The sequence below is a fragment of the Bradyrhizobium sp. i1.15.2 genome (assembly GCF_040548425.1).
In the GTDB taxonomy this organism is placed as follows: domain Bacteria; phylum Pseudomonadota; class Alphaproteobacteria; order Rhizobiales; family Xanthobacteraceae; genus Bradyrhizobium; species Bradyrhizobium canariense.
The window spans coordinates 92,489-117,307 of sequence record NZ_JBEPRQ010000009.1 but is presented as its reverse complement, the minus strand read 5'-3'; the positions used below and the strand labels follow the sequence as shown (position 1 = coordinate 117,307).

The 24,819-nt window shown below is 64.2% G+C and carries 21 protein-coding genes; 3 read left to right on the top strand and 18 right to left on the bottom strand.

The window, feature by feature from the left end:
- Positions 1-16 precede the first annotated feature (16 nt).
- Positions 17-799 carry an ATP-binding cassette domain-containing protein gene (locus ABIB80_RS18695; RefSeq protein WP_007601001.1) on the top strand — a complete coding sequence of 261 codons (783 nt, stop codon included), beginning with the start codon at positions 17-19 and terminating at the stop codon, positions 797-799.
- Positions 796-2,355 (top strand): glycine betaine ABC transporter substrate-binding protein, encoded by a 1,560-nt coding sequence (locus ABIB80_RS18690; RefSeq protein WP_007600999.1) that lies wholly within the window; start codon positions 796-798, stop codon positions 2,353-2,355. The genes ABIB80_RS18695 and ABIB80_RS18690 overlap by 4 nt, the downstream gene beginning before the upstream one ends.
- A gap of 33 nt (positions 2,356-2,388) precedes the next feature.
- On the opposite strand, the gene ABIB80_RS18685 is transcribed toward ABIB80_RS18690, so the two are convergent.
- The 12 genes from ABIB80_RS18685 to miaA all read right to left on the bottom strand — a co-directional run bounded on the left by ABIB80_RS18685 (position 2,389) and on the right by miaA (position 18,652).
- Entirely contained in the window at positions 2,389-4,101 is a 1,713-nt protein-coding gene (locus ABIB80_RS18685) for a sulfatase-like hydrolase/transferase (RefSeq protein ID WP_007600997.1), read from the bottom strand.
- A gap of 435 nt (positions 4,102-4,536) precedes the next feature.
- Positions 4,537-5,388, bottom strand: coding sequence for an SDR family oxidoreductase (locus ABIB80_RS18675; RefSeq protein ID WP_007600995.1), 852 nt, complete (start codon positions 5,386-5,388; stop codon positions 4,537-4,539).
- 59 nt (positions 5,389-5,447) lie between these two features.
- Positions 5,448-6,548, bottom strand: a complete 1,101-nt coding sequence (locus ABIB80_RS18670; RefSeq protein WP_007600994.1) for a DUF2336 domain-containing protein — start codon at positions 6,546-6,548, stop codon at positions 5,448-5,450.
- Between the two features lie 51 nt (positions 6,549-6,599).
- Positions 6,600-9,983 (bottom strand): bifunctional diguanylate cyclase/phosphodiesterase, encoded by a 3,384-nt coding sequence (locus ABIB80_RS18665; protein ID WP_354128125.1) that lies wholly within the window; start codon positions 9,981-9,983, stop codon positions 6,600-6,602.
- 351 nt (positions 9,984-10,334) lie between these two features.
- Entirely contained in the window at positions 10,335-11,354 is a 1,020-nt protein-coding gene (gene ilvC, locus ABIB80_RS18660) for a ketol-acid reductoisomerase (RefSeq protein ID WP_007600992.1), read from the bottom strand.
- 147 nt (positions 11,355-11,501) lie between these two features.
- The gene (locus ABIB80_RS18655) at positions 11,502-12,104 is read right to left on the bottom strand and encodes a LysE family translocator (RefSeq protein ID WP_354128124.1); all 603 of its coding nucleotides are present in this window, start codon (positions 12,102-12,104) and stop codon (positions 11,502-11,504) included.
- Between the two features lie 2 nt (positions 12,105-12,106).
- Complete coding sequence (locus ABIB80_RS18650; RefSeq protein WP_007600990.1) at positions 12,107-13,003, bottom strand: EamA family transporter; 897 nt, start codon at positions 13,001-13,003, stop codon at positions 12,107-12,109.
- A 189-nt stretch (positions 13,004-13,192) separates the two neighbouring features.
- The gene (locus tag ABIB80_RS18645) at positions 13,193-13,882 is read right to left on the bottom strand and encodes a class I SAM-dependent methyltransferase (protein ID WP_007600988.1); all 690 of its coding nucleotides are present in this window, start codon (positions 13,880-13,882) and stop codon (positions 13,193-13,195) included.
- A 3-nt stretch (positions 13,883-13,885) separates the two neighbouring features.
- Complete coding sequence (gene ilvN / locus ABIB80_RS18640; protein WP_007600986.1) at positions 13,886-14,428, bottom strand: acetolactate synthase small subunit; 543 nt, start codon at positions 14,426-14,428, stop codon at positions 13,886-13,888.
- Between the two features lie 23 nt (positions 14,429-14,451).
- Entirely contained in the window at positions 14,452-15,435 is a 984-nt protein-coding gene (locus tag ABIB80_RS18635; protein ID WP_007600984.1) for a threonine dehydratase, read from the bottom strand.
- A 154-nt stretch (positions 15,436-15,589) separates the two neighbouring features.
- Positions 15,590-17,365 carry an acetolactate synthase 3 large subunit gene (locus tag ABIB80_RS18630; RefSeq protein WP_354128123.1) on the bottom strand — a complete coding sequence of 592 codons (1,776 nt, stop codon included), beginning with the start codon at positions 17,363-17,365 and terminating at the stop codon, positions 15,590-15,592.
- 330 nt (positions 17,366-17,695) lie between these two features.
- Complete coding sequence (gene miaA, locus ABIB80_RS18625; protein WP_007600982.1) at positions 17,696-18,652, bottom strand: tRNA (adenosine(37)-N6)-dimethylallyltransferase MiaA; 957 nt, start codon at positions 18,650-18,652, stop codon at positions 17,696-17,698.
- Positions 18,653-18,663: 11 nt separating this feature from the next.
- Between miaA and serB the strand changes: the two genes are divergently transcribed.
- Complete coding sequence (serB, locus tag ABIB80_RS18620) at positions 18,664-19,569, top strand: phosphoserine phosphatase SerB (protein WP_007600981.1); 906 nt, start codon at positions 18,664-18,666, stop codon at positions 19,567-19,569.
- Between the two features lie 139 nt (positions 19,570-19,708).
- Here serB and ABIB80_RS18615 read toward each other — a convergent pair whose 3' ends face one another.
- The 6 genes from ABIB80_RS18615 to ABIB80_RS18590 all read right to left on the bottom strand — a co-directional run bounded on the left by ABIB80_RS18615 (position 19,709) and on the right by ABIB80_RS18590 (position 24,817).
- Positions 19,709-21,205, bottom strand: a complete 1,497-nt coding sequence (locus ABIB80_RS18615) for a Do family serine endopeptidase (protein ID WP_007600980.1) — start codon at positions 21,203-21,205, stop codon at positions 19,709-19,711.
- 144 nt (positions 21,206-21,349) lie between these two features.
- A complete protein-coding gene (locus ABIB80_RS18610; protein ID WP_007600979.1) occupies positions 21,350-21,556 on the bottom strand; it encodes a DUF2065 domain-containing protein in 207 nt (68 codons plus the stop codon).
- Between the two features lie 83 nt (positions 21,557-21,639).
- On the bottom strand, positions 21,640-22,536 hold the full coding sequence (gene hflC, locus ABIB80_RS18605; RefSeq protein WP_007600978.1) for a protease modulator HflC: 897 nt from the start codon (positions 22,534-22,536) through the stop codon (positions 21,640-21,642).
- Positions 22,533-23,669 carry an FtsH protease activity modulator HflK gene (gene hflK / locus ABIB80_RS18600; protein WP_007600977.1) on the bottom strand — a complete coding sequence of 379 codons (1,137 nt, stop codon included), beginning with the start codon at positions 23,667-23,669 and terminating at the stop codon, positions 22,533-22,535. Before hflK ends, hflC begins: the two co-directional genes overlap by 4 nt.
- Positions 23,670-23,822: 153 nt before the next feature.
- Positions 23,823-24,332, bottom strand: a complete 510-nt coding sequence (locus ABIB80_RS18595; RefSeq protein ID WP_007600976.1) for a dihydrofolate reductase — start codon at positions 24,330-24,332, stop codon at positions 23,823-23,825.
- On the bottom strand, positions 24,332-24,817 hold the full coding sequence (locus ABIB80_RS18590) for a GNAT family N-acetyltransferase (protein WP_007600975.1): 486 nt from the start codon (positions 24,815-24,817) through the stop codon (positions 24,332-24,334). The genes ABIB80_RS18595 and ABIB80_RS18590 overlap by 1 nt, the downstream gene beginning before the upstream one ends.
- Positions 24,818-24,819: the final 2 nt, after the last annotated feature.

The window sequence follows — 24,819 nt, the reverse complement described above, 5'->3', positions numbered from 1 at the left end:
CAGTGAGCCCAGCCCGATGCCGTCCAGGCCGATGATCGGCTATGCCCACGTCACCAAGAGCTTCGACGCGCTCAAGGCCGTGGACGATGTGTCACTCGATATCGCCGAAGGCGAGTTTGTGGCCGTCGTCGGCGGCTCGGGATCGGGCAAGACGACGCTGCTGCGGCTCGCCAACCGCCTGATCGAGGCGGATGGCGGCACGATCACGGTCGAGGGCGATGACGTGCAGTCGGTCGATCCGGTCGCGCTGCGGCGCCGGATCGGCTACGTCTTCCAGAGCGGCGGGCTGTTCCCGCATCTGAGCGTCGCCGACAATATCGGGATCACGCCGAAGCTGCTCGGCGTCCCGGCAGCGGATATCGCGACGCGAGTCGATGAGTTGCTCGAGCTCGTGCAGCTCGACCGGGCCGCGCACCGCGAGCGGCTGCCGGATGCGCTCTCGGGCGGCCAGCGCCAGCGTGTCGGCGTGGCGCGGGCGCTCGCGGCACGGCCCCGGATCGTGCTGATGGACGAGCCATTCGGCGCGCTCGACCCCCTCACCCGCGATGCGCTCGGCGACGATTTTCGCGAGCTGCACCGCAAGCTCGGCCTGACCACCGTGATGATCACCCACGACATGACGGAAGCGATTTTGCTGGCCGACCGCATCGCGGTGATGCGCGGCGGAAAGCTGCTCGCGCAGGGCACGCCAGTGGAGCTTTCGAAAAGCAGCGACGCCTACGTACTGGAGTTGCTGCGGACGCCGCGACGCCAGGTCGAGCGATTGAACGCGCTGCTGCTACAGAGCGGGGCGGCATGAGCCTTTTCACCGATCCGCGCTGGGGCGAGGCGCTGGGGCATTTGCCCGACTATCTCGGCAACCACGTCAGGGTGAGTCTCGCTGCACTTGCGCTCGGCCTGATCGTCAGCCTGCCGCTGGCGATCCTGACGCGCAACCGCCCCACCCCGCGCGCCGTCCTGCTCGCGCTCGCCAGTATCGTGCAGACGGTGCCCGGGCTGGCGCTGCTCGCGCTGTTCTATCCGCTGCTGCTGCTCGCGGCCTCCCTGGCGCTGGCCTGGTTCGGCGTCTCCTTCTCCGCTTTCGGCTTTCTGCCGGCGATGCTGGCGCTGGCGCTCTATTCGATGCTGCCAGTGCTGCGCAATGGCATCACCGGCCTCAACGGCATCGATCCCGCGCTGATCGAGGCTGCCAAAGGCGTCGGAATGACCGCACGGCAGTCGCTCGTGATGGTCGAACTGCCGCTGGCCCTCCCCGTGATGATGGCTGGCATCCGTACCGCCGCAGTGTGGGTGATCGGCACCGCGACGCTGTCGACCCCGATCGGGCAGACCAGCCTCGGCAATTATATCTTTGCCGGGCTCCAGACCCAGAACTGGGTGTTCGTGCTGTTCGGCTGCTTTGCCTCGGCCCTGCTGGCGCTCGCCGTCGATCAACTGCTCGGCCTGATCGAGAGCGGCCTGCGCCGGCGCAGCCGCGTGCGTACCGCGCTTGGCGCGGCCGGGATCGCGGCACTGGTCGCCGCAACATTGGTGCCGACGATGGGGCGCTCGTCGCAAAGCTATGTCGTGGGCGCCAAGACGTTCGCCGAGCAGTACGTGCTGTCGGCGTTGATGCGGGACCGGCTGCAGGCGGTCGGTCTTTCCGCCGTCGCACGATCCGGTCTCGGCTCGAGCGTGATCTTCGAGGCATTGAAGGCCGGTGATATCGATCTCTATGTCGATTATTCCGGCACGCTCTGGGCCAATCAGCTTCACCGCACGGACATCAAGCCGCGCGCGGAGCTGTTGGCGGAGCTGAAAATAACCCTCGCGCAGGAGAAAATCACGCTGCTGGGAGAGCTCGGTTTCGAGAATGCCTATGCGCTGGTGATCCCGAAGAAGCGGGCGGAGGCGCTTGGCATCCGCACCATCGCCGATCTCGCCGCGCATGCTTCGACGCTGTCGATCGCCGGCGACTATGAATTTTTCTCGCGACCCGAATGGGCGGCGCTGCAAAAGGCCTATGGCCTCTCGTTCCGCGCCCAGCGCCAGATGCAGCCGGACTTCATGTATGCGGCGGTCGCCAGCGGCGAAGTCGATGTCATCGCGGGCTACACCAGCGACGGGCTGATCGCAAAATACGATCTCGTTGCTCTCGACGATCCCAGGCACGCGATCCCGCCCTACGATGCCATCCTGCTGCTGGCCCCGAAGCGCGCCGGGGACGAGCGGCTGCAGGCTGCGCTGAAGCCGCTGCTCGGCAAGATCGACATCGCGACCATGCGCGAAGCCAATTTACGCGCCGCCGGAAATGACGCGAATTCGTCCCCGGATGCGGTGGCCAAATGGCTGTGGGAGAAGGTGGGTGGGCGGTAAGCCGCGCCATTCGTTCGACGACGTTGGAGGACGCTACAACCCGCGGATCATCCCCGCATCGATCAGCAGCCGGTTCAGCCGGCTCGCTTCGGCACCGTCTTTGCAGCCGTAGAAGATGCCCTTGCAGCGGAGCATGATCTCCTTCTGCTCGGCGAAGGACGGATCGAGCGGGATGCCGGCGGCTTCCTGGATGACCAGCGGCAGATACGGACCATCGACCGTGTCCATCACGGCCTCGCTCTTCACCGGCTCGAAATTGACGGCGTCGATCGCGTAGTAGGTCGCGTAGAGACGTGGGTCGTAGGCGTCGAGCTTTTTGCCGATTGCACCCTCGTCGAGCCCGGGCTCGAGGATAGCAGGCGCAAACTCGGGCTGATGATCGCCGTAGCGCACGATCAGGAAAGGCTCGCCGGGAAAATTCTTCTTCAGGCCCGCGAGGAAAGCCTTGTATTGCTCGGCACTCATCGCCTGCCGGCGCAGATATTCGTCGATGGACGGCACATTGCCCGGTGCGGGCCAGTTCGGCAGCAGATCCGGGCGGAAGCGCGTCTCCCACGGAAAATGATTGGCGCCGAGGTAGATGAAGGTGAACAGCGGCTTGTTCGGCGTCCGCTCGCCCATCAGCCGGAGCGCCTTGTCGTAGAAGAAGCTATCCGGCTCGACATCCTTGGCGCCGAGATCCTTGGAGTCGAGGAAGCGTTCGACGCCGGTCGTCATCTGAAAACTGCGCGCGGCCATGAAGCCGCCATAGGCGGGGTAGAGCGACATCGTATCGTAGCCGCAGCGGCGCAGCGCCAGCGGCAGACCGCGCTCGACACGGCCTGTCGCGATGCGCGTCACGAAATAGGCGAAGCGGCCGAACGAACGCGACGACAACCCCGCGAGCACATTGTATTCGGTGAACCAGCTCGGCCCGCCATTGCTCTCGGCCAGAAAGGTGCGCTCCTTGCCGTCCCAGGATTTGAAATGGCTGCCGTAGCCAGCCGGCACCTTGATGCCCTGCGCGGCGCGGATGTCGAAGCTCGATTCATCATGGACCATGATGATGTTCGGCCGCCGGCCGGCGGGATGGCAGGCATCGACCAGCGGCATGTTGAGCCGTTCGTTGGTCGAAGCGGCCGACTCCATAAAGCCGTATTGCGCGAAGTCGGAGACCGCGCTGACGCCGGAGCGGAAGAACTTCGAGAGATAGCCGTCGTCGTAATAGCCGCGCCAGGCCTCGTCCGGATGATAGAGCGAATAGCCGACCAGCGCGGCGAGGCAGGCGAGCTTGCAGGCGAGCGCCGGCAGCCTGCGGATGCGGAATGGGTCGAGCCACCACAGCGCATACATCAGCGGCAGCGTGACGAGGCCGGCCCCGATCACCGACCAGCGCAAATTCGGGAAGATCGTGAACAGGAACGCGACCGTGTCGCGGTCGATCATCATCAGGTCGATGAAGTTGACCGTCATCTGCACGACGTCGTGCTTCAGCCGTGACAGCAGCACCAGCACCACGACCATGGTCAGCGACAGCGCACCCGAGAGCGCCGGACGCCGCAGCAGCATGATCCAGAAGAAGTTGAGGATGCCCCAGGCCAGCACGAAGGAGAGCCGTGCACCGAAATCCGTCTCGGTCTCGTACATCAGGACGAGCGCGGCGAGATGCGGCGCCGCAACCGCGAGCAGCCGCCAGATGCCGAGCGCGGCGACGCTCGCCAGTACGGCGGTCGTGGCAGAAGGACCTGGATTGGGCGCGGACGCCATCGACGACACGCAACTGCTGGTCCGGCACGGTGATGCCGAGCCGGCTGACCGGGCCTGCGGCGTTCGGCGCAGCCGGAAGGCCTGCACCGTGTCATAAAACTGTAATTGAACGGTCACGGACAAGCAACGCGTGTCGCGATCCGACCTTCGCTTAATGTTAGCGATGGGCGAATGGGCCGCATGGGCCAGCCACGCTTAAGCTTTGGCGATGCCCGCGATGAAGAGGTCGATGACCCTCTCCGCCATCCGCTCGATCTCGCCTCCTCCGGGTCGGCGGCGGGTGCCTGTTCCAGCGCCACCTCGATCTCGGCCCGAAAGCGCGGCTGCGCCTCCTCGGCCGCCGCTGACATGAACGCGCCGCGGTTGGGGAAGTGCCGGAATGATGCCCCCGGCGAAACCGCGGCCCGACGTGCGGCCGAGGCGGCTGAACGTCGGTCAGCCCTGCGGCAGCAGCCCGAGTCGCTTGGCGATGATGCGGTCGACCACACGCTTGGGCAGCGTGGCCGTCATCAAATGCCGCATCCGGTCCGGCGTGATCTGGTAGCGAACCTTGGGCCTCTCGGCGGTGAGCGCCTCGAAAACGACCTCGGCGATCCGCTCGGCCGGCAGCCCGGTCTCGCCGAGCTTCATCATGAACGCCCTGACCTTGTTCAGCGCCGGCAGATAAGGCGAGTTCTGGTAGACCGAGAGATCGATCTGCTCGGCCTTACTCCAGATCGGCGTCTTCACCGCGCCGGGGGCGACGATGATGACGTCGATGCCGAACAGCATCAATTCGCGGCGCAAGCTCTCCGACAGGCCTTCGATGGCGTGCTTGGAGGTGCTGTAAGGCGCCGACAACGGATTGCCGTTCTTGCCCGCGACCGAGCTGATCATCACGATCCGTCCTTTCGGCCCCTTCAGCGACGGATCGGCGCCGAGCAGCGGCCCAAAGGCCTGCGTCGCGATGACCGGGCCAATGACGTTGATCTCCATCTGCCGGCGGAAGTCGTCGACCGACAATTCGAGCACGGGCCCCGCCACCGCGACGCCGGCGTTGTTGACGAGACCGGCCAGCGTCTCACCGCCCAGAGCCTCGCGGACTTTTCGCGCAGCGGCGAGGACCGCCGCCTCGTCGGTGACGTCGAACAGCAGCGGCGTGAAGTTCGCACCGAATTCACCCATGAGCCGATCCGCATCGGCCTGCTTGCGGACACTACCGAAAACACGATAGCCGCGCCCGACCAGAAATTTCGCAATGGCCCAGCCGATGCCGGTGGACGCGCCGGTGATGACGACGGATCGCATGGTCTTCCCCCCAAGAGCTCCCGCATCATGCAGGGGAAAGGTGCTGGGGCGCAACGCCGTTAGTGGACAGGACCCGGGCCGGCACGCTCACGGAGCCTGTAGAACTGGAGTGCAGCCTTCGCCGTATTTGGACTCAACCGAAGGAAGCTCGCGAAGCACTGCTCCAATCGCTCTCGGCTCTCGTGAGCCTCACCGGGGTAAAGCGTCAGGATTGCCTTCGTCGTGTCCCAGGACAGACCGATCGCCTTCGCGAGGATGAGAATCTGCTCGGGCTGCGAACGGACCAGCGCACGCTCAATCGCTCCGATCGGCAGGTCGCTCATGAGCGATAGCGCGACAGCCGTCTTGTCCAAGCTTCGCTCGCCGATGAAGCCGAGTACGCGTGCCTCGTCCAATTGCCCACTCGAATACAAGGACGTCACCTCGGCCAACGCCCGGGCGTGCTCGCTGGAGCCTGCCCGCGCCATCGCTTGCAGCTCATCGGAGCCCTCCGCAATTGCACGCCGGGTCAGAGCTGCCTGGCGGGGATCGGCTGCCTCCAGCTTGGATCTCACCATCTCAGATGCATGGACGAACAACTTCAACATGGTCTCACGAGGAATATCGGGCCGAGCCCAGATGCACATCGCGAGCGCGCCATTGTCCCGCGCCCGGCTGAGGAGCTTGGACATTCCGTTAGTCGAGAAGCTGGCGCCGTCGTTGCCGGCGGTCCGCATGGCGACATCGTTGTTGCCGCGCTCGAGGAGGGCATCGGTGACGGGTTCCGTCAACAGGCTGCGGCCGGCGATAGCCAGCAGATGATCCTGGCTCTTGGTCCGCGCATTCTCCGCCAAGCTCGCCTCGTCGAGCTGTGGTGAGTGCTCCAGGACCGGCGCCGCCACCTCGGGCGCGTCGTCAAAGGCCAGCAAGCGGATCGTCCGACGCGGCGCATCGGGCAATCCTGAAAGCCGGCTCCCGAACGCCGCTCGCGCGGCGCATTCGATATTCTTGAGGAGCGCGCTCATCACCTCGTCGAACAGGTCGATCTGCTCGTCGGTGAACTTGCCTGAGCCGACCACGAAGAGATCGGCGACCTGGCGCAGGAGTTCGGCGCGCTTCGACAGCTCCCGGCTCGCCAGTGCGATCTCGAGCCGGTCGATCAGACCGTTCTCCAGAGTCATCTCTCGTGTCCTGGCGGTTGAGTTGCATGTATTTCGACGGAGGTCATGGGATCACGCGACGTTTCGCGCCTGTAACGGTGAATCGAAACAGATTTCGGAATTCGGCACGGGCCGTCCGATCAGATAGCCCTGTACGTAGTCCACTCCTGCCGCAAGGAGGGCGTCCAACTGCGCTGGGGTCTCGACGCCCTTGGCCACCGTCGTGACATCAAGACCGCGCCCCAATGCCACAGCGGAGGCGACGACCGCGGCGCAATCCCTTCGCGTCGTGCAGCCCTGCACGATCGCCCGGTCGATCTTGAACTTGTCGAATGGGAAACTCTGGAGGTAGCTGGCCGCGGAATAGCCTAGCCCGGAATTGTCGAGGACGACGCCGACACCGAGGTTCTTCAGTTGTCGGACCGCAAGCAAGTGAGCCGCAGGATTCCCGCCCAAGAGCGCAGCGTCGGGAATTTCGAGTTCGAGGCGTTCGGGCGATAATCCCGATTCAACCAGCGCGCACAGCACGACGTCGAGCACATTACTCCTGTGGAACTGGGCGGCACCCATGTTGACGGCGACTCTGATGTGCGCCGGCCAAGCGGCCGCGTCCAGGCAGGCCTGTTGCAAGATCCATTCACCGAGCGGCAGCATCAATCCAGCCTGCTCGGCGACATCGAGGAACTGCGAAGGCGCCAGCACGCCCCTCGATGGATGGTGCCATCGCACGAAGCATTCCAGCCCGGTCAGCGCGCGCGTTCCGGCCTCGATCACCGGCTGGTAGTGCAGCTCGAACTCGTCGCGGGCCATCGCCTCCCGCAACTCGCCCTCCATCGACTTCTGTGTGTCGGCAGCCACGGTCATTTCCGGCTGGAAGATTCGGAAATCATTCCGGCCTGAGGATTTCGTCGCGTAGAGCGCGACGTCCGCCTTCTGTAGTAATATCTCCGCGTCGATGCCGTGCTCGGGCGCGAACGCGATGCCAATGCTGGTACCGACGCTGACACGGTTGCTGCCAAGATCGAACGGTTGCTCGACCAGACGAATGATCTTCAGCGCCAGCGCGATGGCACCTTCTCTCTGATCGCTTTCGTTCTCCTGGATGATCGCAAATTCGTCGCCACCGAGGCGGGCCAGCACATCGGTATCTCGCAGTGATGAGCTCAGTCGCTGCGCGACCTCGATCAGCAGCTGATCGCCTGCGGCGTGACCGAGCGTATCGTTGACGAGCTTGAACCTGTCGAGATCGAGCATCAGCACGGTAAACGTCGTGCCACGACGCTGCGACCGCCTTGCCGCTTCATCGAGCTTTTCCGCAAACACGGCGCGGTTCGCCAAGCCGGTGAGCAGATCGTGCTGGGCCAGATATGCGATCCGCTTCTCGTTTCTCGCCCGATCGGTGATGTCCTCGTGGGTCGTGAGCCAACCGCCGTACTGCATCATGTGGCGAGCAATCGCGATCACCCGTCCGTCCGCAAGCTCCCGCGTCTCACTGAGCTGCTTGACGTTCTGATCGAGATAGACCTCCGGCGCGACATCGACGAAATGCGTGCCTTGCTCGCGGCGATATTCGAGAATTTGCGCCAGTGTGGTTCCGCGCCTTATCCGATCGGGGTCAATATGGTAAATGTCGCAATAGCGCGCGTTCGACACCACGATCCTCTGCTCCGCATCGAACATGCAAAGCCCCTGAGCCATGTTGTTGAGGGCGGCATCAAAGCGCATGTTGATCGCCTCGAGTTCAGCGGCCTTCTGCGCCAACATTCTCTCGGCGCTCTTTTGCTCGGTGACGTCTTCGTGCGTCGCGACCCAGCCGCCATCCGGCAACGGCTTGCGCTGGATCAGTATCTGCCGGTGGTCTCTCAGCTCGTAGTCCTGCTGGCGCTGGGTCGGCATCAGCCGGACATGCTGGTCGACGCTGAGCGGACTGGCTTCGCCGCGATCCACGTAGTGCTGCAATATGAGTTGCAGGGGCGTACCGGGCCTGACGAGTTCGTCGGGCAGACCGTACATCTGCTGATAGCGACTATTCGATACCACGAGGTTTTTGTCTGCATCGAACAGGCAGAGCCCTTGGGACATGTTGCTGATGGCGACGTCGAAACGCGTGTTGATGCGTTTTAGCTCGGCAGCATTTTCCGCCAGCAAGGTCTCGTCGCGCCGCTTCTCGGTGATGTCCTCATGGGTCGCGACCCAGCCACCATCCTGCATCGGCGTACGCACGATCGAGATGATCCGGCCATCGGCGAGCATGACGATCTTCGGAGTCCGGTGTCTTGCGCCGTCGAGGAATTCCTTGACGTCGAGATCACCCCCGGCGCTCTTGTAGTGGCCGACGATGCTGCCGAGCGGCGTTCCAGGTTCGACCTGCGCCTCAGTGAGATCATACATCTCACGATAGCGGCTGTTGGCGATCAGCAGCTTCTCATCGGCGTCGAACATGCTGAGCCCATGCGGCATGTTGCTCAACGCCGCGTCGAAACGGGAACTCGCGGCCGCGAGTGCGTTTGTTTGCCGTCGCAGCAGCAAGGTTCCGATCAGGATGATGGTGACGATCGCGGCAGCCGGCGGGCCGAAGGTGTAGAGATGCCGATACCACGGCTGCAGCACGTAATCACGCGAATAGGTCACGACCAGAACCAGCGGCAGCCCGGATACGGCCTTGTAGGCCGCAATGCGGTTGATGCCGTCGACGGGACTCGTCAGTTCGTATGAGCCCGCTTCCGAGACTGGCAGATACTGGGTAAACATCGGGCCGCCAGCAACAGACATGCCCAGCACATCTTTCTGTTCCGGCACGCGCGCCAGGATCCGTCCGTTGCGATGGATCAACACGACGGAGCCGCCCGGGCCCAGATTGATCTTGCGATAGATCTTCAACAGATAGGATTGATCCAATGGCGCGGTCACGACGCCCGCAAAGCTCCCATCCGAATTGTTCAACCGGCGCGACGCCGCACTGAACCATTTATCACCGCCTGCCGACCGATAGGGCGGCGCAACGAACAACTCGGTGCCAGCGCCATCGCGTTGCGCGATGAAGTGCGGCATTTCGGAGATGTTGCCGCGCGGCGGCGCACGGTCGTAGGAGTGCGCAACGACGGCTCCGGATGCGTCGGTCCAACCAACCGCGACCAGGATCGACGAGCTCTTGACCAGTTGACGGAGCGCGGTGTTGGCCGCGCCGGCGTCGGCGTATTTTCCGGACAAGGAATCGTTGCGGATTGCCTGCGCCTCGAGCAGGACACGATCGATGTCTTCGAACGTCACTGCGGCATGCTCGGCCAGGATGGCCGAAAGATTGAGAGCATCGGTTTTCGCAGAGGCGACCGCTTCTCGATAGCGAGCAGCCAGATCAACCAGAAACAGGGTGACGACAACGAAAGAAAACAGCAGCCCCAGGATCGTGACGGACGATCCCGGCGACCCGGCCAGCCTTCGCCAAGCTCTCAGCATTACATTTCTGTGGTTCGAGCGATCAGCTTCCACCATCGCCCGGTCGCACTAAGATTTGGTTGAGTTGCCTATCGCTAATTCACTCCGTAATCGTACGGAACTACGGCAGTAACTGTGTCGCAATGTTCGAAAAAGCTTAGAAAAACGCACCATACTACCGTGTAGAACCGGTTTCAGCAGGGCGCCTCGCGTGCGAGGTGAGCTAAGATCATTAGCGAGATCGCGCGGAGGCGGGACGGCGTCTCGCCACGTCATTCCAAGGCCGGCGTCTGCGCAAGCGCGGGAAACCGGCGAAGATGGACGGAGGCCCGGGGGCGCTCCGTCGCGCCCCCGGTAACCACGTCGTTGCCGTTAGTTCTTGCTCTTGTCGACCAGAGCGCCCTTCTTGATCCAGGGCATCATGTCGCGCAGCTTGGCGCCGACTTCCTCGATCGGGTGTTCGGCGAGCTTGGCGCGGGTCGCCTTGAACGAGGTCTGGTTGACCTTGTTCTCGAGCATCCAGTCGCGGGCGAACTTGCCGGACTGGATGTCGTTCAGAACCCGCTTCATCTCCTTCTTGGTCTCGTCGGTGACAATGCGCGGACCGGTGACGTACTCGCCGTACTCCGCGGTGTTGGAGATCGAGTAGTTCATGTTGGCGATGCCGCCTTCATAGATCAGGTCGACGATCAGCTTCACTTCGTGCAGGCACTCGAAATAGGCCATCTCCGGGGCGTAGCCGGCTTCGACCAGCGTCTCGTAGCCACCCTTGATCAGCTCGACCAGGCCGCCGCAGAGCACCACCTGCTCGCCGAACAGGTCGGTCTCGCACTCTTCCTTGAAGGTGGTCTCGATGATGCCGGCACGGCCACCGCCGACGGCGGAGGCGTAGGACAGGCCGAGGTCGTGGGCGTTACCCGAGACGTCCTTGGCGATCGCGATCAGGCAGGGCACGCCGCCGCCGCGCTGATACTCCGAGCGCACAGTGTGGCCGGGGCCCTTCGGCGCGATCATGAGAACGTCGAGATCGGCGCGCGGGTCGAGCAGGTTGAAGTGGACGTTGAGACCGTGCGCGAAGACGAGGGCGGCGCCCTTCTTCATGTTGTCATGCAGGTGCTCGCGGTAGATGTCGCCCTGGAGCTCGTCCGGGGTCAGCATCATGACGAGGTCGGCCCATTTGGCGGCCTCGGCGACTTCCATCACCTTGAAGCCGGCAGCTTCCGCCTTCTTGGCCGAGGCCGAACCCTTGCGGAGCGCGATCGCCACGTCCTTGACGCCGGAATCCTTCAGGTTCAGCGCATGGGCGTGGCCCTGGCTGCCATAGCCGACGATGACGACCTTCTTGCCCTTGATCAGGTTCAGGTCGGCGTCGCGATCGTAATAAACACGCATGGTCGTTTCCTCGTTCAGGGGCCGAAATCGGCCGTTGGTCAGGTCTTGTCAGTCAGGTCTCGGACGGTGAAATTTGCGGATTTCGGGGGCTGTCTAGAGCATTTTCGGCCCCCTGGGAAACCCGTTTCTGCATGGAAAGTCGGGGCATCATGCATCCATGACCACGGGATAGAGGGACGCCAGCAGCAGGATGGCCATCAGGATGTTGAAGGCGCGGACCAGCCGCACGGAGGTCAGGACCGCCCGCAATGCGGTGCCGAAGAAGACCCAGGCTACCGTCGAGACCGTGCCCACGAGCAGGCTGATCAAGGTCTGGATCGCGATGTTGAGCGGGAATTGGGCGATAGCCGCATAGGCGGTGATGGTGCCGATCACGATCACCCAGCCTTTTGCGTTGATCCATTGGAACATGGCGGCGCCCAGGAAGGTCATCGGACCCCGGCCGTCTCCCTCGCCCGGCTTCGCCGGACCCGATAAAGCGATCACGGCGGAGAGGTAGACCAGGTAGGCGGCACCGGCATATGTTAGAATGGTCTGCAGGATCGGATAAGCCAGGAACACTGTGCCGAGCCCGAAGCCGACCGCTGCAATCATGAAGGCGAAGCCGATGACGACGCCGGCGATGTGGGGAATCGTGCGACGGAAGCCATAAGTCAGCCCCGAGGACAGCAACATGATGTTGTTCGGCCCAGGCGTGAAATACATCACGGCCATGAAGGCGAGGAAGGCATACAGCAGCGACTGGGACATGCTTACCTCACGCGGCCTTCGGCTGCGGTCCTCTGGGGTACCGCCTCGGGGCGCTTCGCCAGCACCATCACAGCGATACCGCCGATCACCGTGAGCATGCCGGCAAGGCGCAGCGGACCGAAGCGCTCGCCGAACATGATGCTGGACGCGGCCGAGCCGACGAACGGCACCAGCAGCGCGAACGGCACCACTTGCGCGGTGGGATAGTCACGCAGCAGCCGGCCCCACAGCCAATAGGCGATACTGGTGGAGATGCCGCCGATCAACAGCAGGCAAATCAGGCCGGTGAGCGACATGTGGATCAGTGACTGCCAGGTCGGCGACGGTCCATTGACGACCAGCGTGAGCGCGAACAGCGGCACCGCGGTGGCGAGGCACAACCAGGCGAACAGATCGAACATCGGCACGCCGCGAGCGCCCCTCAGCAGGATATTACCGAGCGCAAAGCTGACCGGCGCGATCATCAGCACGGCGAAGGCACCGACGCTGAAATCATAGCCGACCGTGCCGCAGATCATCAAAAGCCCGACGGCTGCGATGACGATGCCCAGCGTCTGAACCGGCGTCGGCCGCTCGCCGAATGCGATCGCGGCAAAGCCGACCGTGAACAGCGCCTGGCTCTGCACGACGACGGAAGTCAATCCGACTGGCACGCCATGGGCGATGCCATAGGCCTGGCTCAGAAACTGGCCGAGAAAGAGCGTAAAGCTGATCGCGATCAGGAGCGACCAGGCGACTTTCGGCTTGCGAATGAACAGGCACGGGACCGCGGCAATGGTGAAGCGCATCGCCGTCATCAGCTCCGGCGAAAATTCGTCGAGCGCGATCCGGCTCGCCACAAAGGCAAGCCCCCAGATGATCGCCACCAGGATGGCGATGAGGATGTCGGCCGGCTTCATTCCAAACTCCTAACCTCTCCCGCTTGCGGGAGAGGTCGCGCCGAAGGCGCGGGTGAGGGTTCTCTCCTCTTGGGGATTCTCGATTGCGGAGACACCCTCTCCCCAGCCCTCCCCCGCAAGCGGGGGAGGGAGCGCAGCTACATCGTAGTTGCAGTTTGCTCTCACAGCTTTAGCCTTGCTCGCCGGCCTTTACGTGGAAGAATTGGGTTTTCGCAGCAGATAAGTGCCGTGCATCGGGGCGTGGTAATCGGCCGAGACCAGCGTAAAGCCGACGTCGGTCAGCATCCGCTCCATGACCCAACCAAAAGTGGAATACTCGTCGCGCATGTGGGTGACGACGCTTTCACGCGGGACATCGTGGTTCTTGATCTCGAAGTCGGCCCATTGCTCGACGTCGCGCTCGAGCACATCGGGCATCGATGCGTAGACGATGTCGCGCAAATAGAACGTGGCGCCGGGCTTGAGCGCGCGATAGATCCGCGACATCGCCACCGCCTTCCAGAAATCCGGCAGATGGTGCAGCGTGAACTCGCTGACGATCAGGTCATAGGATTCCGGCCGGTAGGCGAAGCTGAGCAGGCCGGCGGACTGCGTGCGCACGGGCGCCTTGCGGTCGCGCGCGTAGATCTCGGCGAGCGCCAGCATCGCGGGCGAGATGTCGATGGCGTCGACCTCGGCGCCCATGAGCGCAGCCTCGGTCGCGAGCACGCCGTTGCCGCAACCGATATCGGCGATGCGCCAGCCGCGCTGGACGCCGAGCATTTTCAGCGCGGCGCGCGCCCGTAGATCAGCATCGTCGTGGCTGTCGTAGATCGACGCCACAGCGGGCCCGATCCCCATCCGGTTCCGCTCGTTGTAATACCAGTCGCGCGCCAGCATGGCTCACATTCCTTCAGGCCCGCGACCAATCGCGGCAACACCGGTGCGCGACACTTCGACGAGGCCAAGCGGACGCATCAGGTCGATAAACTGATTGATTTTCTCGGTATTGCCTGTGATCTCGAACACAAAGCTCTCGGTGGTGGCGTCGATCACGCGGGCGCGGAACGCGTCCGCCAGCCGCAGCGCCTCGACGCGATGCTCGCCCTGTCCGCGCACCTTGACCATTGCGAGCTCGCGCTCGATCGAGCGCTTGGTCAGCGTCATGTCGACGACACGATAGACCGGGATCATGCGGTCGAGCTGATGCTTGATCTGCTCGATCACCATGGGCGTACCGGTGGTGACGATGGTGATGCGCGAGAGATGCTTCTGGCTCTCGGTCTCCGAGACGGTGAGGCTTTCGATGTTGTAGCCACGCCCCGAGAACAGTCCGATGACGCGCGCGAGCACGCCGGGCTCGTTCTGCACGAGCACCGAAAGCGTGTGTGTCTCGTTCGGGTCGTGGCGCTCCTCGATGAAGTAGGCGGATGCGGGCTGGTTCATTGTCGTCCCCTTCATTCTCGTCGTTACGCCGTCGCCCGACGAGCGACCGGCGCATCCGTCCCGACCCAACCGCGGAACAGATCGAAATCGATATTGCCGCCTGACAGCACGAGACCGACGCGCTTGCCCGACAGTCTTGACTTGTCCTGAAGCGCTGCGGCGAGCGCGGCGGCGCCGGCGCCTTCGGCGAGATTATGCGTATCGGTCCAGAGCGCATGGATCGCGAGCGCGATCTCATCGTCCGTCACCTGGACGATACGCGAGGCGCCCTTGAGGATGACCGCGAGCGCTTCCGGATCGGGAATCCGCGTCGCCATGCCGTCCGCGAGCGTGTTGCTGGTCTCGGTCGTCACGACGTGGCCCGCCGCGAACGACAGCGCGTAGGACGGCGCCTCGGTCGACTGCACGCCGACGATCTCGGTCTTCAGGCCGAGCAGATCGCGCGCCATGATGCAGCCGCAGATCCCCGAGCCCTGCCCGATCGGCACATAGAGGACGTCGAGATCGGGAGCGGCCCGGAGCATTTCGAGCGCATAGGTCGCCACGCCCAGCACCAGGTCCGTATGGAACGACGGCACCATGTGCAGTCCGGCGAACTGCGCGTGGCGCCCGGCCTCCTCGCGTGCGGCCTGAAAGTCCTCGCCATGTTCAACGAGCTCTGCGCCAAACGCCTTCATCGCGCGGTTCTTCTCGACCGAATTGCCGCGCGGCACATAGATCACGGCAGGCACGCCATGGCGGCTCGCCGCAAAAGCGAGGCTCTGACCATGATTGCCGCGCGTCGCCGAGATGATGCCCGGAATGTTCGGCCGTTCGCGCTTCAGCCGATCGAGATAGACCAACCCGCCGCGCACCTTGAAGGCGCCTGTCGGCGTGTGATTCTCGTGCTTGACCACGACCTGCGTGCCGAGCCGCTCGGCGAGCAGCGGCCAGGCGTGCGCCGGCGTCGGCGGCACCGCCTGCCCCACGATCGCATGTGCGCGTCCGAGTTCGTTCAGGTCGAACATTTCACCTTCTCATCACTCCATCTCTCGCGACTGTCATCCCCGCGAAGGCGGGGATCCAGTATTCCAGAGGCCCCCGAGAGCGATCGAGAGGCCGCGGCATACTGGATCGCCCGGTCAAGCCGGGCGATGACAGCGGAATTTGTGACGATCACGCTCACACAAGCGCCTTTCCGCCGGCGAACGCCTTTGCGGTGGCTTCGTCGTTCGCCTGCTCCGGCAACAGCATCTCGTTGTGCGCCTTGCCGGAGGGGATCATCGGGAAACAATTTTCCAGCGACGCGACGCGGCAGTCGAACAGCACCGGGCGCTTGACCAAGATCATCTCCTGGATGGCGCCGTCGAGATCGCCGGGTTTGTGCACCTGGATGCCGACCCCGCCATAGGCTTCCGCGAGCTTGACAAAGTCCGGCATCGCCTCCGAGTAGGAATGCGACAGCCGGTTGCCATGGAGCAGCTGCTGCCACTGCCGCACCATGCCCATGTACTGGTTGTTCAGGATGAAGATCTTGATCGGCAGCTCGTACTGCACCGCCGTCGACATCTCCTGCATCGTCATCTGCACCGAGGCATCGCCCGCGATGTCGATGACGAGACTGTCGGGATGGGCAACCTGCACGCCGACCGCGGCCGGCAGGCCGTAGCCCATGGTGCCGAGACCGCCCGAGGTCATCCAGCGATGCGGCTCCTCGAAGCCGTAGAACTGCGCGGCCCACATCTGATGCTGGCCGACCTCGGTGGTGATGTAGGTGTCCCTGCCGCGCGTCGCCTCGAACAGGCTCTGGATCGCGTGTTGCGGCAGGATGACGTCGTTGCTCTTCCTGTAATAGAGCGAGTTGCGGGCGCGCCACTGCGCGATCTGCTGCCACCAGGCCTTGATGTCGGGCTTCTTCGCCTCCGCCTTGAACACCTGGAGAATGTCGCCGAGGATGTTGCCGCAGTCGCCGATGATCGGCACGTCGACGCGGATGTTCTTGTTGATCGAGGACGGGTCGATATCGATGTGGATCTTCTTCGAGCCCGGCGAGAACGCATCGACGCGGCCGGTGATGCGGTCGTCGAAGCGCGCGCCGACGCACAGCATGACGTCACAATCATGCATGGTCATGTTGGCTTCGTAGGTGCCGTGCATGCCGAGCATGCCAAGCCAGCTCTTGCCCGACGCGGGATATGCGCCGAGGCCCATCAGCGTGGAGGTGATCGGAAAGCCGGTGACCTCGACCAGCTCGCGCAGCAGCCTGGTGGCCTCGGGACCGGAATTGATCACGCCGCCGCCGCTGTAGATCACGGGGCGCTTGGCGCCTGCGAGCAGCGCCACGGCCTTGCGGATCTGCGTCGCATCGCCCTTCACGCGCGGCGCGTAGGAGCGATGCACGTCGGACTTGCGCGGCGGATGATAGGTGCCGGTCGCGAACTGCACGTCCTTGGGCACGTCGACGAGCACCGGGCCCGGCCGACCCGTGGTCGCAACGTAAAACGCCTCGTGCAGCACCTTTGCGAGATCGTTGACGTCGCGCACCAGCCAGTTGTGTTTGGTGCAGGGGCGCGTGATGCCGACCGTGTCGCATTCCTGGAACGCGTCGTTGCCGATCAGATGCGTCGGCACTTGGCCGGAGATGCAGACCAGCGGGATCGAGTCCATCAGCGCGTCGGTGAGCGGCGTCACCATGTTGGTGGCGCCGGGGCCGGAGGTCACCAGTGCAACGCCCGGCCTGCCGGTCGAACGCGCATAGCCCTCGGCGGCGTGGCCCGCCCCCTGCTCGTGGCGGACCAGGATGTGCTGGACTTCGCTCTGCTGGAAGATCTCGTCGTAGATCGGAAGCACCGCGCCGCCGGGATAGCCGAAAATGTCGGTCACGCCATGATCGATGAGCGCGCGGACGATCATTGCGGCGCCGGTCATCTGGTTCGGATCGTGGCTCTTGTCGCTCATTGGCTTGCTCCGGATGCGCTGTTGTCAGCGGCTTCGTTCGTGTCGGGTTTTCGGAAATAAAAAAGGCCCCGAAGAGGGCCCATGCACACCGCCTGTCATGTGGATGGCAGCTAGCCACCCCCGGCGGTGTGCCTGGGTACGACGGCGATAAGGAGTTTGGTAATAATATTACGCATGGCGGCGGCTCGGCTTCCCAAAGGTTGCGCGAAACATAGCGGCCAAAGCCCGGATGTCAAGGCGATGCGGCCGTTCCTGCGCGATTTTGGCAGTGTAGCGGCGTTCCCGGGGTTGGGCGAGAGGTAAATTCGGCGACCGAGGCACAAAAGCGTGTCAACCGGGGTCCCGGGCCGCGTTCACCGCCGCCGCCAGCCAGCCCCGCACCCCCTCCGGCTTCACCCACTCGAATTCGGGCAATTGGTGCCGAAACCAGGTGAACTGCCGCTTGGCGTAGTGGCGGGTGTCGGCGCGGCCGATGGTGGCCGCCTGCTCCAGGCTGAGCTCACCACGCAGATGCCGGACCAGGGCCGGCACGCCGTGAGCCTTCATCGCCGGCAGCAACGGATCGAGGCCTCGGGCGGCGAGACGCTCGACCTCCTCCAGCGCGCCGGCCTCCAACATGACATCAAAGCGGGCGTCGATGCGCGCATAGAGGTCGTCGCGCTCGGGCGCGAGGAACACAGCGCGAAAACTGTCCTTGGGCAAGAGCGGCGGCTGCCCCTCATGGTGCCAGTCCAGCAGCGAACGGCCGGTGGCTTCGACCACTTCGAGCGCGCGCGCAATGCGCGTGCGGTCACGCAGGTTCAATCGCTCGGCCGCCCTGGGATCGGCGGCTGCGAGTTCCGCGTGCATCGCCTCAACGCCGTTCCGCTCCAGCCGCGCCCGGACGTCCTCGCGCACCTCGGCGGGGATTGGCGGCACCACGGAAAGGCCCGCCGTCAGCGCCTTGAAATACAGCCCGGTGCCGCCGATGAAGATCGGCAGGCGGCCTTCGGCTTGCGCCTCTTCAAGCGCCCTCGCCGCGTCACTCACCCAGGCTCCGGCCGAAAAATTCACGGCCGCATCGACATGGCCGTACAGGCGATGAGGCACCTGCGCCTCGTCGCCTAGGGTGGGGCGCGCGGTGATGATGCGGAGGTCGCGGTAGACCTGCATGGAATCGGCATTGATCACGACCCCGTTCGCAGCGAGCGCAAGCTCGATCGCGAGCGCCGACTTGCCGCTGGCGGTCGGGCCTGCGATAAGCACGGCCTTGCCAACATGCCCTCTGCCGACTTGCCCCTCGCTCACGAAAACCTCAAATGTCCCTCGTTGCCACGCTGATCTGCAACCCGAATAACCCCGCGCTCGACTCGACCATCGTCGACGGAGCCCGCGCCGTGCTGCCTCAGGCAGCTCCCGCGCACTGGCTGTTCGACGGGGTGGCAGTCGACATCCCCTTCGGCGCCGACAGTAACCTCGAAGGCGACCGTCACGCCATCGAACAGCGGCTCCGCGAGCTTCGCGGCGACCTACCGATTGATATCGTGGTGCAACCAGTCGGCTTCCGGCGCAAGAAGCTTTTTCTCGCCGACATGGATTCCACCATGATCGGCCAGGAATGCATCGACGAGCTCGCCGATTGCGTCGGGGTGAAGGCCCATGTGGCAGCCATCACCGAGCGTGCGATGCGCGGCGAGGTCGAGTTCGAGCCGGCGCTGCGCGAGCGCGTCGCGCTGCTCAAAGACCTCCCCGCCAGTGCCGTCGACGAGGTGCTGGCCAAGCGCATTACGCTGACGCCGGGTGGCCGCGAATTGGTCGCGACCATGCGCGCCCATGGCGCCTATGCCTGTCTCGTCTCCGGCGGCTTCACACTGTTCACCAGTGCGGTCGCCACCAGGATCGGTTTCCAGGAGAACCGCGCCAACGAGCTCGTCGTCCGCGACGGCAAGTTCACCGGCGAGGTGAAGGAGCCGATTTTGGGGCGCGCGGCAAAGCTCGCGACGCTGGTGGATCTGATGGAGTCGTTCGATCTCGACGACGTCGACTCGCTGGCGGTCGGCGACGGCGCCAATGATCTCGCGATGATCCAGGCGGCTGGGCTGGGCGTGGCGTATCATGCCAAGCCTGCGGTGGCCGCGGCTGCGGCAGCCCGGATCGATCATGGCGATCTCACCGCGCTGCTGTATGCCCAGGGGTATCGACGCGAGGAGTTCGTGGAGGCGTAGCCTCCTCTCCGCTGTCATCACCCGCGAAAGCGGGTGATCCAGTATTCCAGAGACAGGGCGAGGATACGGAAAAGCCGCGGCGTACTGGATGCCCCGCTTTCGCGGAGCATGACAGTGAATGTGTGGCGACTCGTGCCCCTTACTGCACGCTCAACGCCACGAAGCGCAGCTCGCCGTCGGCGTTCGACACCAGCAGCAGCACCGACTTCTTGCCGTCCTTCTTGAGCTGGTCGACCCGCTTCTGGATGTCGGCGCCGCTGGAGACGCCCTCCTGCGCCACCTCGACGATGACGTCGCCGGCGGAGAGGCGCTTCTCGGCGGCGTCCGAATTGGCGTCGACATTGGTGACGACCACGCCCTTGACGCTGTCCTTGATCTTGTAGCGCGCACGCAGGTCCTTGCTCAGCGCCGCGAGATCGAGGCCGAGCGCCTTCTGCGTCACGGTCTTTTCAGGCGGAGGCTCGTCGGTCTTCACTGCGGCCTGCACCTTGTCGGGATCCTGCAACCGGCCGAGCGTGACCTTCTTGGTCTCCTCCTGACTCTTGCGGATGATGACGACGTCGACCTCCTTGCCGACCGCCGTGTCGGCGACCACGCGAGACAGATCCTTCGGGTCCTTGACGTCCTTGCCGTCGAACTTGACGACGACGTCGCCGGGCTCGATGCCGGCCGGCTTGGCCGGGCCCTTGTCGTCGACGCCGGCAACCAGCGCGCCGCGCGGCGGCTTGATGTTGAGGCTCTCGGCGATCTCGTCGGTAACGCTCTGGATGCGCACGCCCAGCCAGCCGCGGCGCAACTCGCCGAACTGGCGGAGCTGGTCGACCACACCCGCGACCGTCTTCGACGGTACGGCGAAGCCGATGCCGATCGAGCCGCCGGAGGGCGAGATGATCAATGTGTTGACGCCGATGACGTCGCCATCGAGGTTGAACAGCGGACCGCCGGAATTGCCGCGGTTGATGGAGGCGTCGGTCTGAATGTAGCTGTCGTACGGACCTGACGAGATGTCACGGTTCTTCGCCGAAACAATACCGGCCGTCACGGTGCCGCCGAGGCTGAAAGGATTGCCGATCGCGACGACCCAGTCGCCGAGGCGCAGCTTGTCGGAATCGCCGAACTTCACCGACACCAGCGGCTTCGGCGGCTTGAACTTCAGCACGGCAAGGTCGGTCTTCTTGTCGACGCCGACCAGGTCGGCCTTGATCTTGGTCCCGTCGTTGAGGATGACGTTGATCTCGTCGGCGTCCGCGATGACGTGGTTGTTGGTGACGACGACGCCTGACGTGTCGATGATGAAGCCGCTTCCGAGCGAGTTGGTCTTGCGCGGCGCCGGACTATTCTCTCCGCCCTTGCTGCCGCCGCCGGGACCCTTGCGATTCTTGAAGAAGTCGTCGAAGAACTCCTCGAAGGGCGAGCCGGGCGGCAGTTGCGGCATGGCATTGCCGCCGCCGCCCTTGGCTTCGACGGTTTGCGAGGTCGAGATGTTGACGACCGCGTCGATCACCTTCTCGGCGACGTCGGCGATGCCGTCCGGTCCGCGCGCAGAGGCCGGTGTGCCGAATGCGCTGAAAGCGCCAACGGCGAGCGCGGCCAGCCCTAAGCGCAAACGGGTCGGGGCAATGGTGGCAGCGGTCATTGTGATCTCCAGGAAGCAAGGATTCGGCGTCAAGACTGCGCTCGAACGGGGGGACGGCGCAAGCGCGGACCTTAACGGGCCTCAAGACCCGGACAATAAGGCGAAAACCGGTCCCTCGCCTTCACTTTGGCGTTGGTGCGACGGCTAAATTGGCCGTCGCATAACCCAGATCAGGACCAAGCCGGCCACGGCCGAACCAATGCCGACCGCTCGCAGGACATTGTCCGGTGTGGCCATCGCGCTTTTCATGGCCTTGCGCATCCAGGCCGGGCTTGCCGCGAACATCAAGCCTTCCAGCACGAACAGGATGCCCAAACCGATGAGGAAGTCGGTGAACGCAATGGACCTCATCGGATTGGAACCTCCCGTTGTGCTGTTCTTGTCTGGACGAGGGGCGGCCAGACCTGAGGCCCGACTTGCCGCCCTTGTCTCACTTACGGCTTCGCTGGCGTCGTGGTCGCCGTCTTGCCGGACGGGTTACCAAAGAACCGGAAGAAATCCGAGTCCGGGCGCAGCAGGAAGCGGGTGTCGTTCGCGCGCAGCCCGTTCTCATAGGCCGTCATCGAGCGGTAGAAGGAGAAGAAATCCGCATCCTTGCCGTAGGCTTCGGCGAACAGACGGTTGCGCTCGGCATCGCCGACGCCGCGCGTCTGCTCGGCCAGCGACCTTGCATCCGCCTCGATCACGGTCGCCTCGCGGTCGGCCTTGGAGCGGATCTCCTGTGCCTTCTGGCCGCCCTGCGCGCGGAACTCGGCGGCTTCGCGCTCGCGTTCCGTCTTCATGCGCTGATAGACCGCCTGGCTGTTCTGCTCGGGCAGATCGGCACGGCGGATCCGGACGTCGACGACCTGGATGCCGTAGCCGTCGGCCTCATGATCGAGCTGATCGCGGATGCGCTGCATCAGCTTCTCGCGGTCGTCCCGGACCACGTTGATGAAGGTCACCTCGCCGAGAACGCGGCGCAGCGCCGCGTTCAAGAGCGTGGTGAGCTGGATGTTGGCGGCCTGGATCGAGCCGATGCTCTGATAGAAGCGGAGCGCGTCCTTGATGCGGTAACGCGCAAAGGCGTCGACCACGAGCCGCTTCTGGTCGGACGCGATCGCTTCCTGCGACGGGTTCTCCAGATCGAGGATGCGCTTGTCGATGTTGATCACCGAATTCCACGGTGCCTTGAAGTGCAGGCCGGGATCGGTGACGACGTCGACGGGCTTGCCGAATTGCAGCACGATGGTCTGCTCGGTCTGCGCCACCGTGAACAGGGACATGTAGCCCACGATCACGACGAGCAGGAGGCCGAGCAGCGTGACAATGCCTGTGACCGGAGATCTCATCGGTTGCCTCCGGTCGTCTGCTGGCCGGTTGCAGGCGGCCGCTTGGCCGTCAATTCGCTGAGCGGCAGATAAGGCACGACGCCCTGGCCCGACTGGCCGCCGTCATAGATGAGCTTTTCCGAGCCGCCGAGCACGCGCTCCATCGTCTCCAGATAAATCCGTTCACGCGTCACGTCGGGCGCCTTCTTGTATTCCTCGTAAACCTTCAGGAAGCGCGAGCTCTGGCCCTTGGCCTCGGCGACCGTCTGCTCCCTGTAGCCTTCGGCGGCCTGCATGATCTGCGCCGCACGTCCGCGTGCCTGCGGCACGACCTGGTTGGCGTAGGTCTGCGCCTCGTTCTGCAGCTGCTCGAGGTTGGCGCGCGCCGCCTGGACGTCGCGGAAGGCGTCGATCACCTGCGCCGGCGGGTCGACCTTCTGCATCTGCACCTGGCTGATCTGAATGCCGGCGCCGTAGCTGTCCAGGGTCTTCTGGATCAGTTCCTGCACGCCCTGTTCGGTGACGTTGCGCGCGCCGGTCAGGATTGGCTGGATCTGCGAGCGGCCGATCACCTCGCGCATCGCGCTCTCGGCGACCGCCTTTACGGTGCCTTCGGGATTCTGGATGTTGAAGAGGAAATCGCCGACGCCGTTGGGCTTGATGCGCCAGAGCACGGTGAAGTCGACGTCGACGATGTTCTCGTCGCCGGTCAGCATCAGGCTCTCTTCCGGCACGTCACGAATGGAGCGGCCGCGCCGCGCCGGATCGTCGATCAGCGTCATGCCGATGGAAATGGTGGAAACGCGCAATGCCTTTGGCAGCAGCACGGTCTCGATCGGATACGGCAGGTGATAGTTCAGGCCGGGCTCCACGGTGCGGACATGCTTGCCGAAGCGCAGCACGACGCCGAGCTCTTCGGACTGCACCCGGAAGAAGCCCGATAGCAGCCAGAACGCGACGATGAGCAGCACGATCAGCGTGATGCCGATGCCGGAGAAATAGCCGCCCGGCATGATCTGCTGGAGGCGATCCTGGCCGCGCCGCAGAAGATCTTCCAGATCCGGCGGCCTTGGCCCGACCGGTTGCGGGCCGTTGCCCCATGGTCCCTTCGGACCCGAGCCCCATGGGCCACCGCCCTGATTCTTCCACGGCATTCGACGCTCTCCTCGGCAGGGTGAAATTGCCCCCGCCCGCTTTGTCCGGTCCGGCTTTATAGGGGACAGGCAGGTCCCTTACAACGCAGCCCTCGCCGCCCTCCGAGCTAAGCTTGGGGGCAGAAAAGTCAATGTTAACATTGGCAAATGCGGTTAATGGCCCGCCCGCCGACGATATGTCACATAGGAGTAGTCGGCGCTGTCGTGGGGTCCGGCAGGATGACGGATGCGCTCAACCTCATCCCACTCGGCCCTGTCGATGTCGAAATGCGTGTCGCCCTCGGGGCGGGCATGCACTTCGGTGATTTCGAGGCGATCGGCGCGATCGAGCCATTGCCGATAGATTTCGGCACCGCCAATCACGGCGATCTCGGTGACCGAACGCCGCAGGGCATCGCCGCGCGCGATGGCGTCTGCCTCGGCAGTCGATGTCGTGACGATGGCGCCGGTGGCGCGATAGTTCGCATCGCGCGTGACCACGATATTGGTGCGGCCCGGAAGCGGCCGGGGCAGGGATTCGAAGGTCCTGCGGCCCATGATCACGGGCTTGCCGATCGTGAGCGCCTTGAAGCGCGCCATGTCGGATTTCATTCGCCACGGCATCGCGTTGCGGGCGCCGATGACGCCGTTCTCCGCGATCGCGACGACGAAGACGATCTCCATCAGGTCGCGCTCCCGGCAAGCCGTGTCAGCGCCGGACCGGTGACGCGGCACAGCGTCCAGTCCTCCAGCATGATGGCACCGAGCGACTTGTAGAACGCGATCGACGGCGCGTTCCAGTCGAGCACCGCCCATTGCAGCCGCGACCAGCCGTTCTCGACGCATTCCCTGGCAAGGTGCACGAGCAGAGCCTTGCCGAGGCCCCTGCCCCGGTGTGACGGCCGCACATACAAATCTTCGAGATAGATGCCGTGGCGGCCGCTGAACGTCGAGAAATTCGCAAACCACACCGCGAAGCCGACCGGCTCGCCGTTCCACTCGGCGAAGGCGCAATGGACTTGCTGTCGCTCGCCGAACAGTGCGTCGGCGATGTCAGCCTCGGTCGCCTCGACCTCGTGCGAAAGCTTTTCGTACGCGGCGAGCTCGCGGATAAAAGCGAGAATAAGCCCGGCCTCGCCCGGGCGCGCGCGGCGGATATTGAGCGACATCG

Bases quoted from the DNA above. Each gene is read 5' to 3' on its own strand.
- ABIB80_RS18695 (WP_007601001.1), top strand. From the start codon at position 17: ATGCCGTCCAGGCCGATGATCGGCTATGCCCACGTCACCAAGAGCTTC.
- ABIB80_RS18690 (WP_007600999.1), top strand. From the start codon at position 796: ATGAGCCTTTTCACCGATCCGCGCTGGGGCGAGGCGCTGGGGCATTTG.
- ABIB80_RS18685 (WP_007600997.1), bottom strand. From the start codon at position 4,101: ATGGCGTCCGCGCCCAATCCAGGTCCTTCTGCCACGACCGCCGTACTG.
- ABIB80_RS18675 (WP_007600995.1), bottom strand. From the start codon at position 5,388: ATGCGATCCGTCGTCATCACCGGCGCGTCCACCGGCATCGGCTGGGCC.
- ABIB80_RS18670 (WP_007600994.1), bottom strand. From the start codon at position 6,548: ATGACTCTGGAGAACGGTCTGATCGACCGGCTCGAGATCGCACTGGCG.
- ABIB80_RS18665 (WP_354128125.1), bottom strand. From the start codon at position 9,983: ATGCTGAGAGCTTGGCGAAGGCTGGCCGGGTCGCCGGGATCGTCCGTC.
- ilvC (WP_007600992.1), bottom strand. From the start codon at position 11,354: ATGCGTGTTTATTACGATCGCGACGCCGACCTGAACCTGATCAAGGGC.
- ABIB80_RS18655 (WP_354128124.1), bottom strand. From the start codon at position 12,104: ATGTCCCAGTCGCTGCTGTATGCCTTCCTCGCCTTCATGGCCGTGATG.
- ABIB80_RS18650 (WP_007600990.1), bottom strand. From the start codon at position 13,003: ATGAAGCCGGCCGACATCCTCATCGCCATCCTGGTGGCGATCATCTGG.
- ABIB80_RS18645 (WP_007600988.1), bottom strand. From the start codon at position 13,882: ATGCTGGCGCGCGACTGGTATTACAACGAGCGGAACCGGATGGGGATC.
- ilvN (WP_007600986.1), bottom strand. From the start codon at position 14,428: ATGAACCAGCCCGCATCCGCCTACTTCATCGAGGAGCGCCACGACCCG.
- ABIB80_RS18635 (WP_007600984.1), bottom strand. From the start codon at position 15,435: ATGTTCGACCTGAACGAACTCGGACGCGCACATGCGATCGTGGGGCAG.
- ABIB80_RS18630 (WP_354128123.1), bottom strand. From the start codon at position 17,365: ATGAGCGACAAGAGCCACGATCCGAACCAGATGACCGGCGCCGCAATG.
- serB (WP_007600981.1), top strand. From the start codon at position 18,664: ATGTCCCTCGTTGCCACGCTGATCTGCAACCCGAATAACCCCGCGCTC.
- ABIB80_RS18615 (WP_007600980.1), bottom strand. From the start codon at position 21,205: ATGACCGCTGCCACCATTGCCCCGACCCGTTTGCGCTTAGGGCTGGCC.
- ABIB80_RS18610 (WP_007600979.1), bottom strand. From the start codon at position 21,556: ATGAGGTCCATTGCGTTCACCGACTTCCTCATCGGTTTGGGCATCCTG.
- hflC (WP_007600978.1), bottom strand. From the start codon at position 22,536: ATGAGATCTCCGGTCACAGGCATTGTCACGCTGCTCGGCCTCCTGCTC.
- hflK (WP_007600977.1), bottom strand. From the start codon at position 23,669: ATGCCGTGGAAGAATCAGGGCGGTGGCCCATGGGGCTCGGGTCCGAAG.
- ABIB80_RS18595 (WP_007600976.1), bottom strand. From the start codon at position 24,332: ATGGAGATCGTCTTCGTCGTCGCGATCGCGGAGAACGGCGTCATCGGC.
- ABIB80_RS18590 (WP_007600975.1), bottom strand. From the start codon at position 24,817: ATGTCGCTCAATATCCGCCGCGCGCGCCCGGGCGAGGCCGGGCTTATT.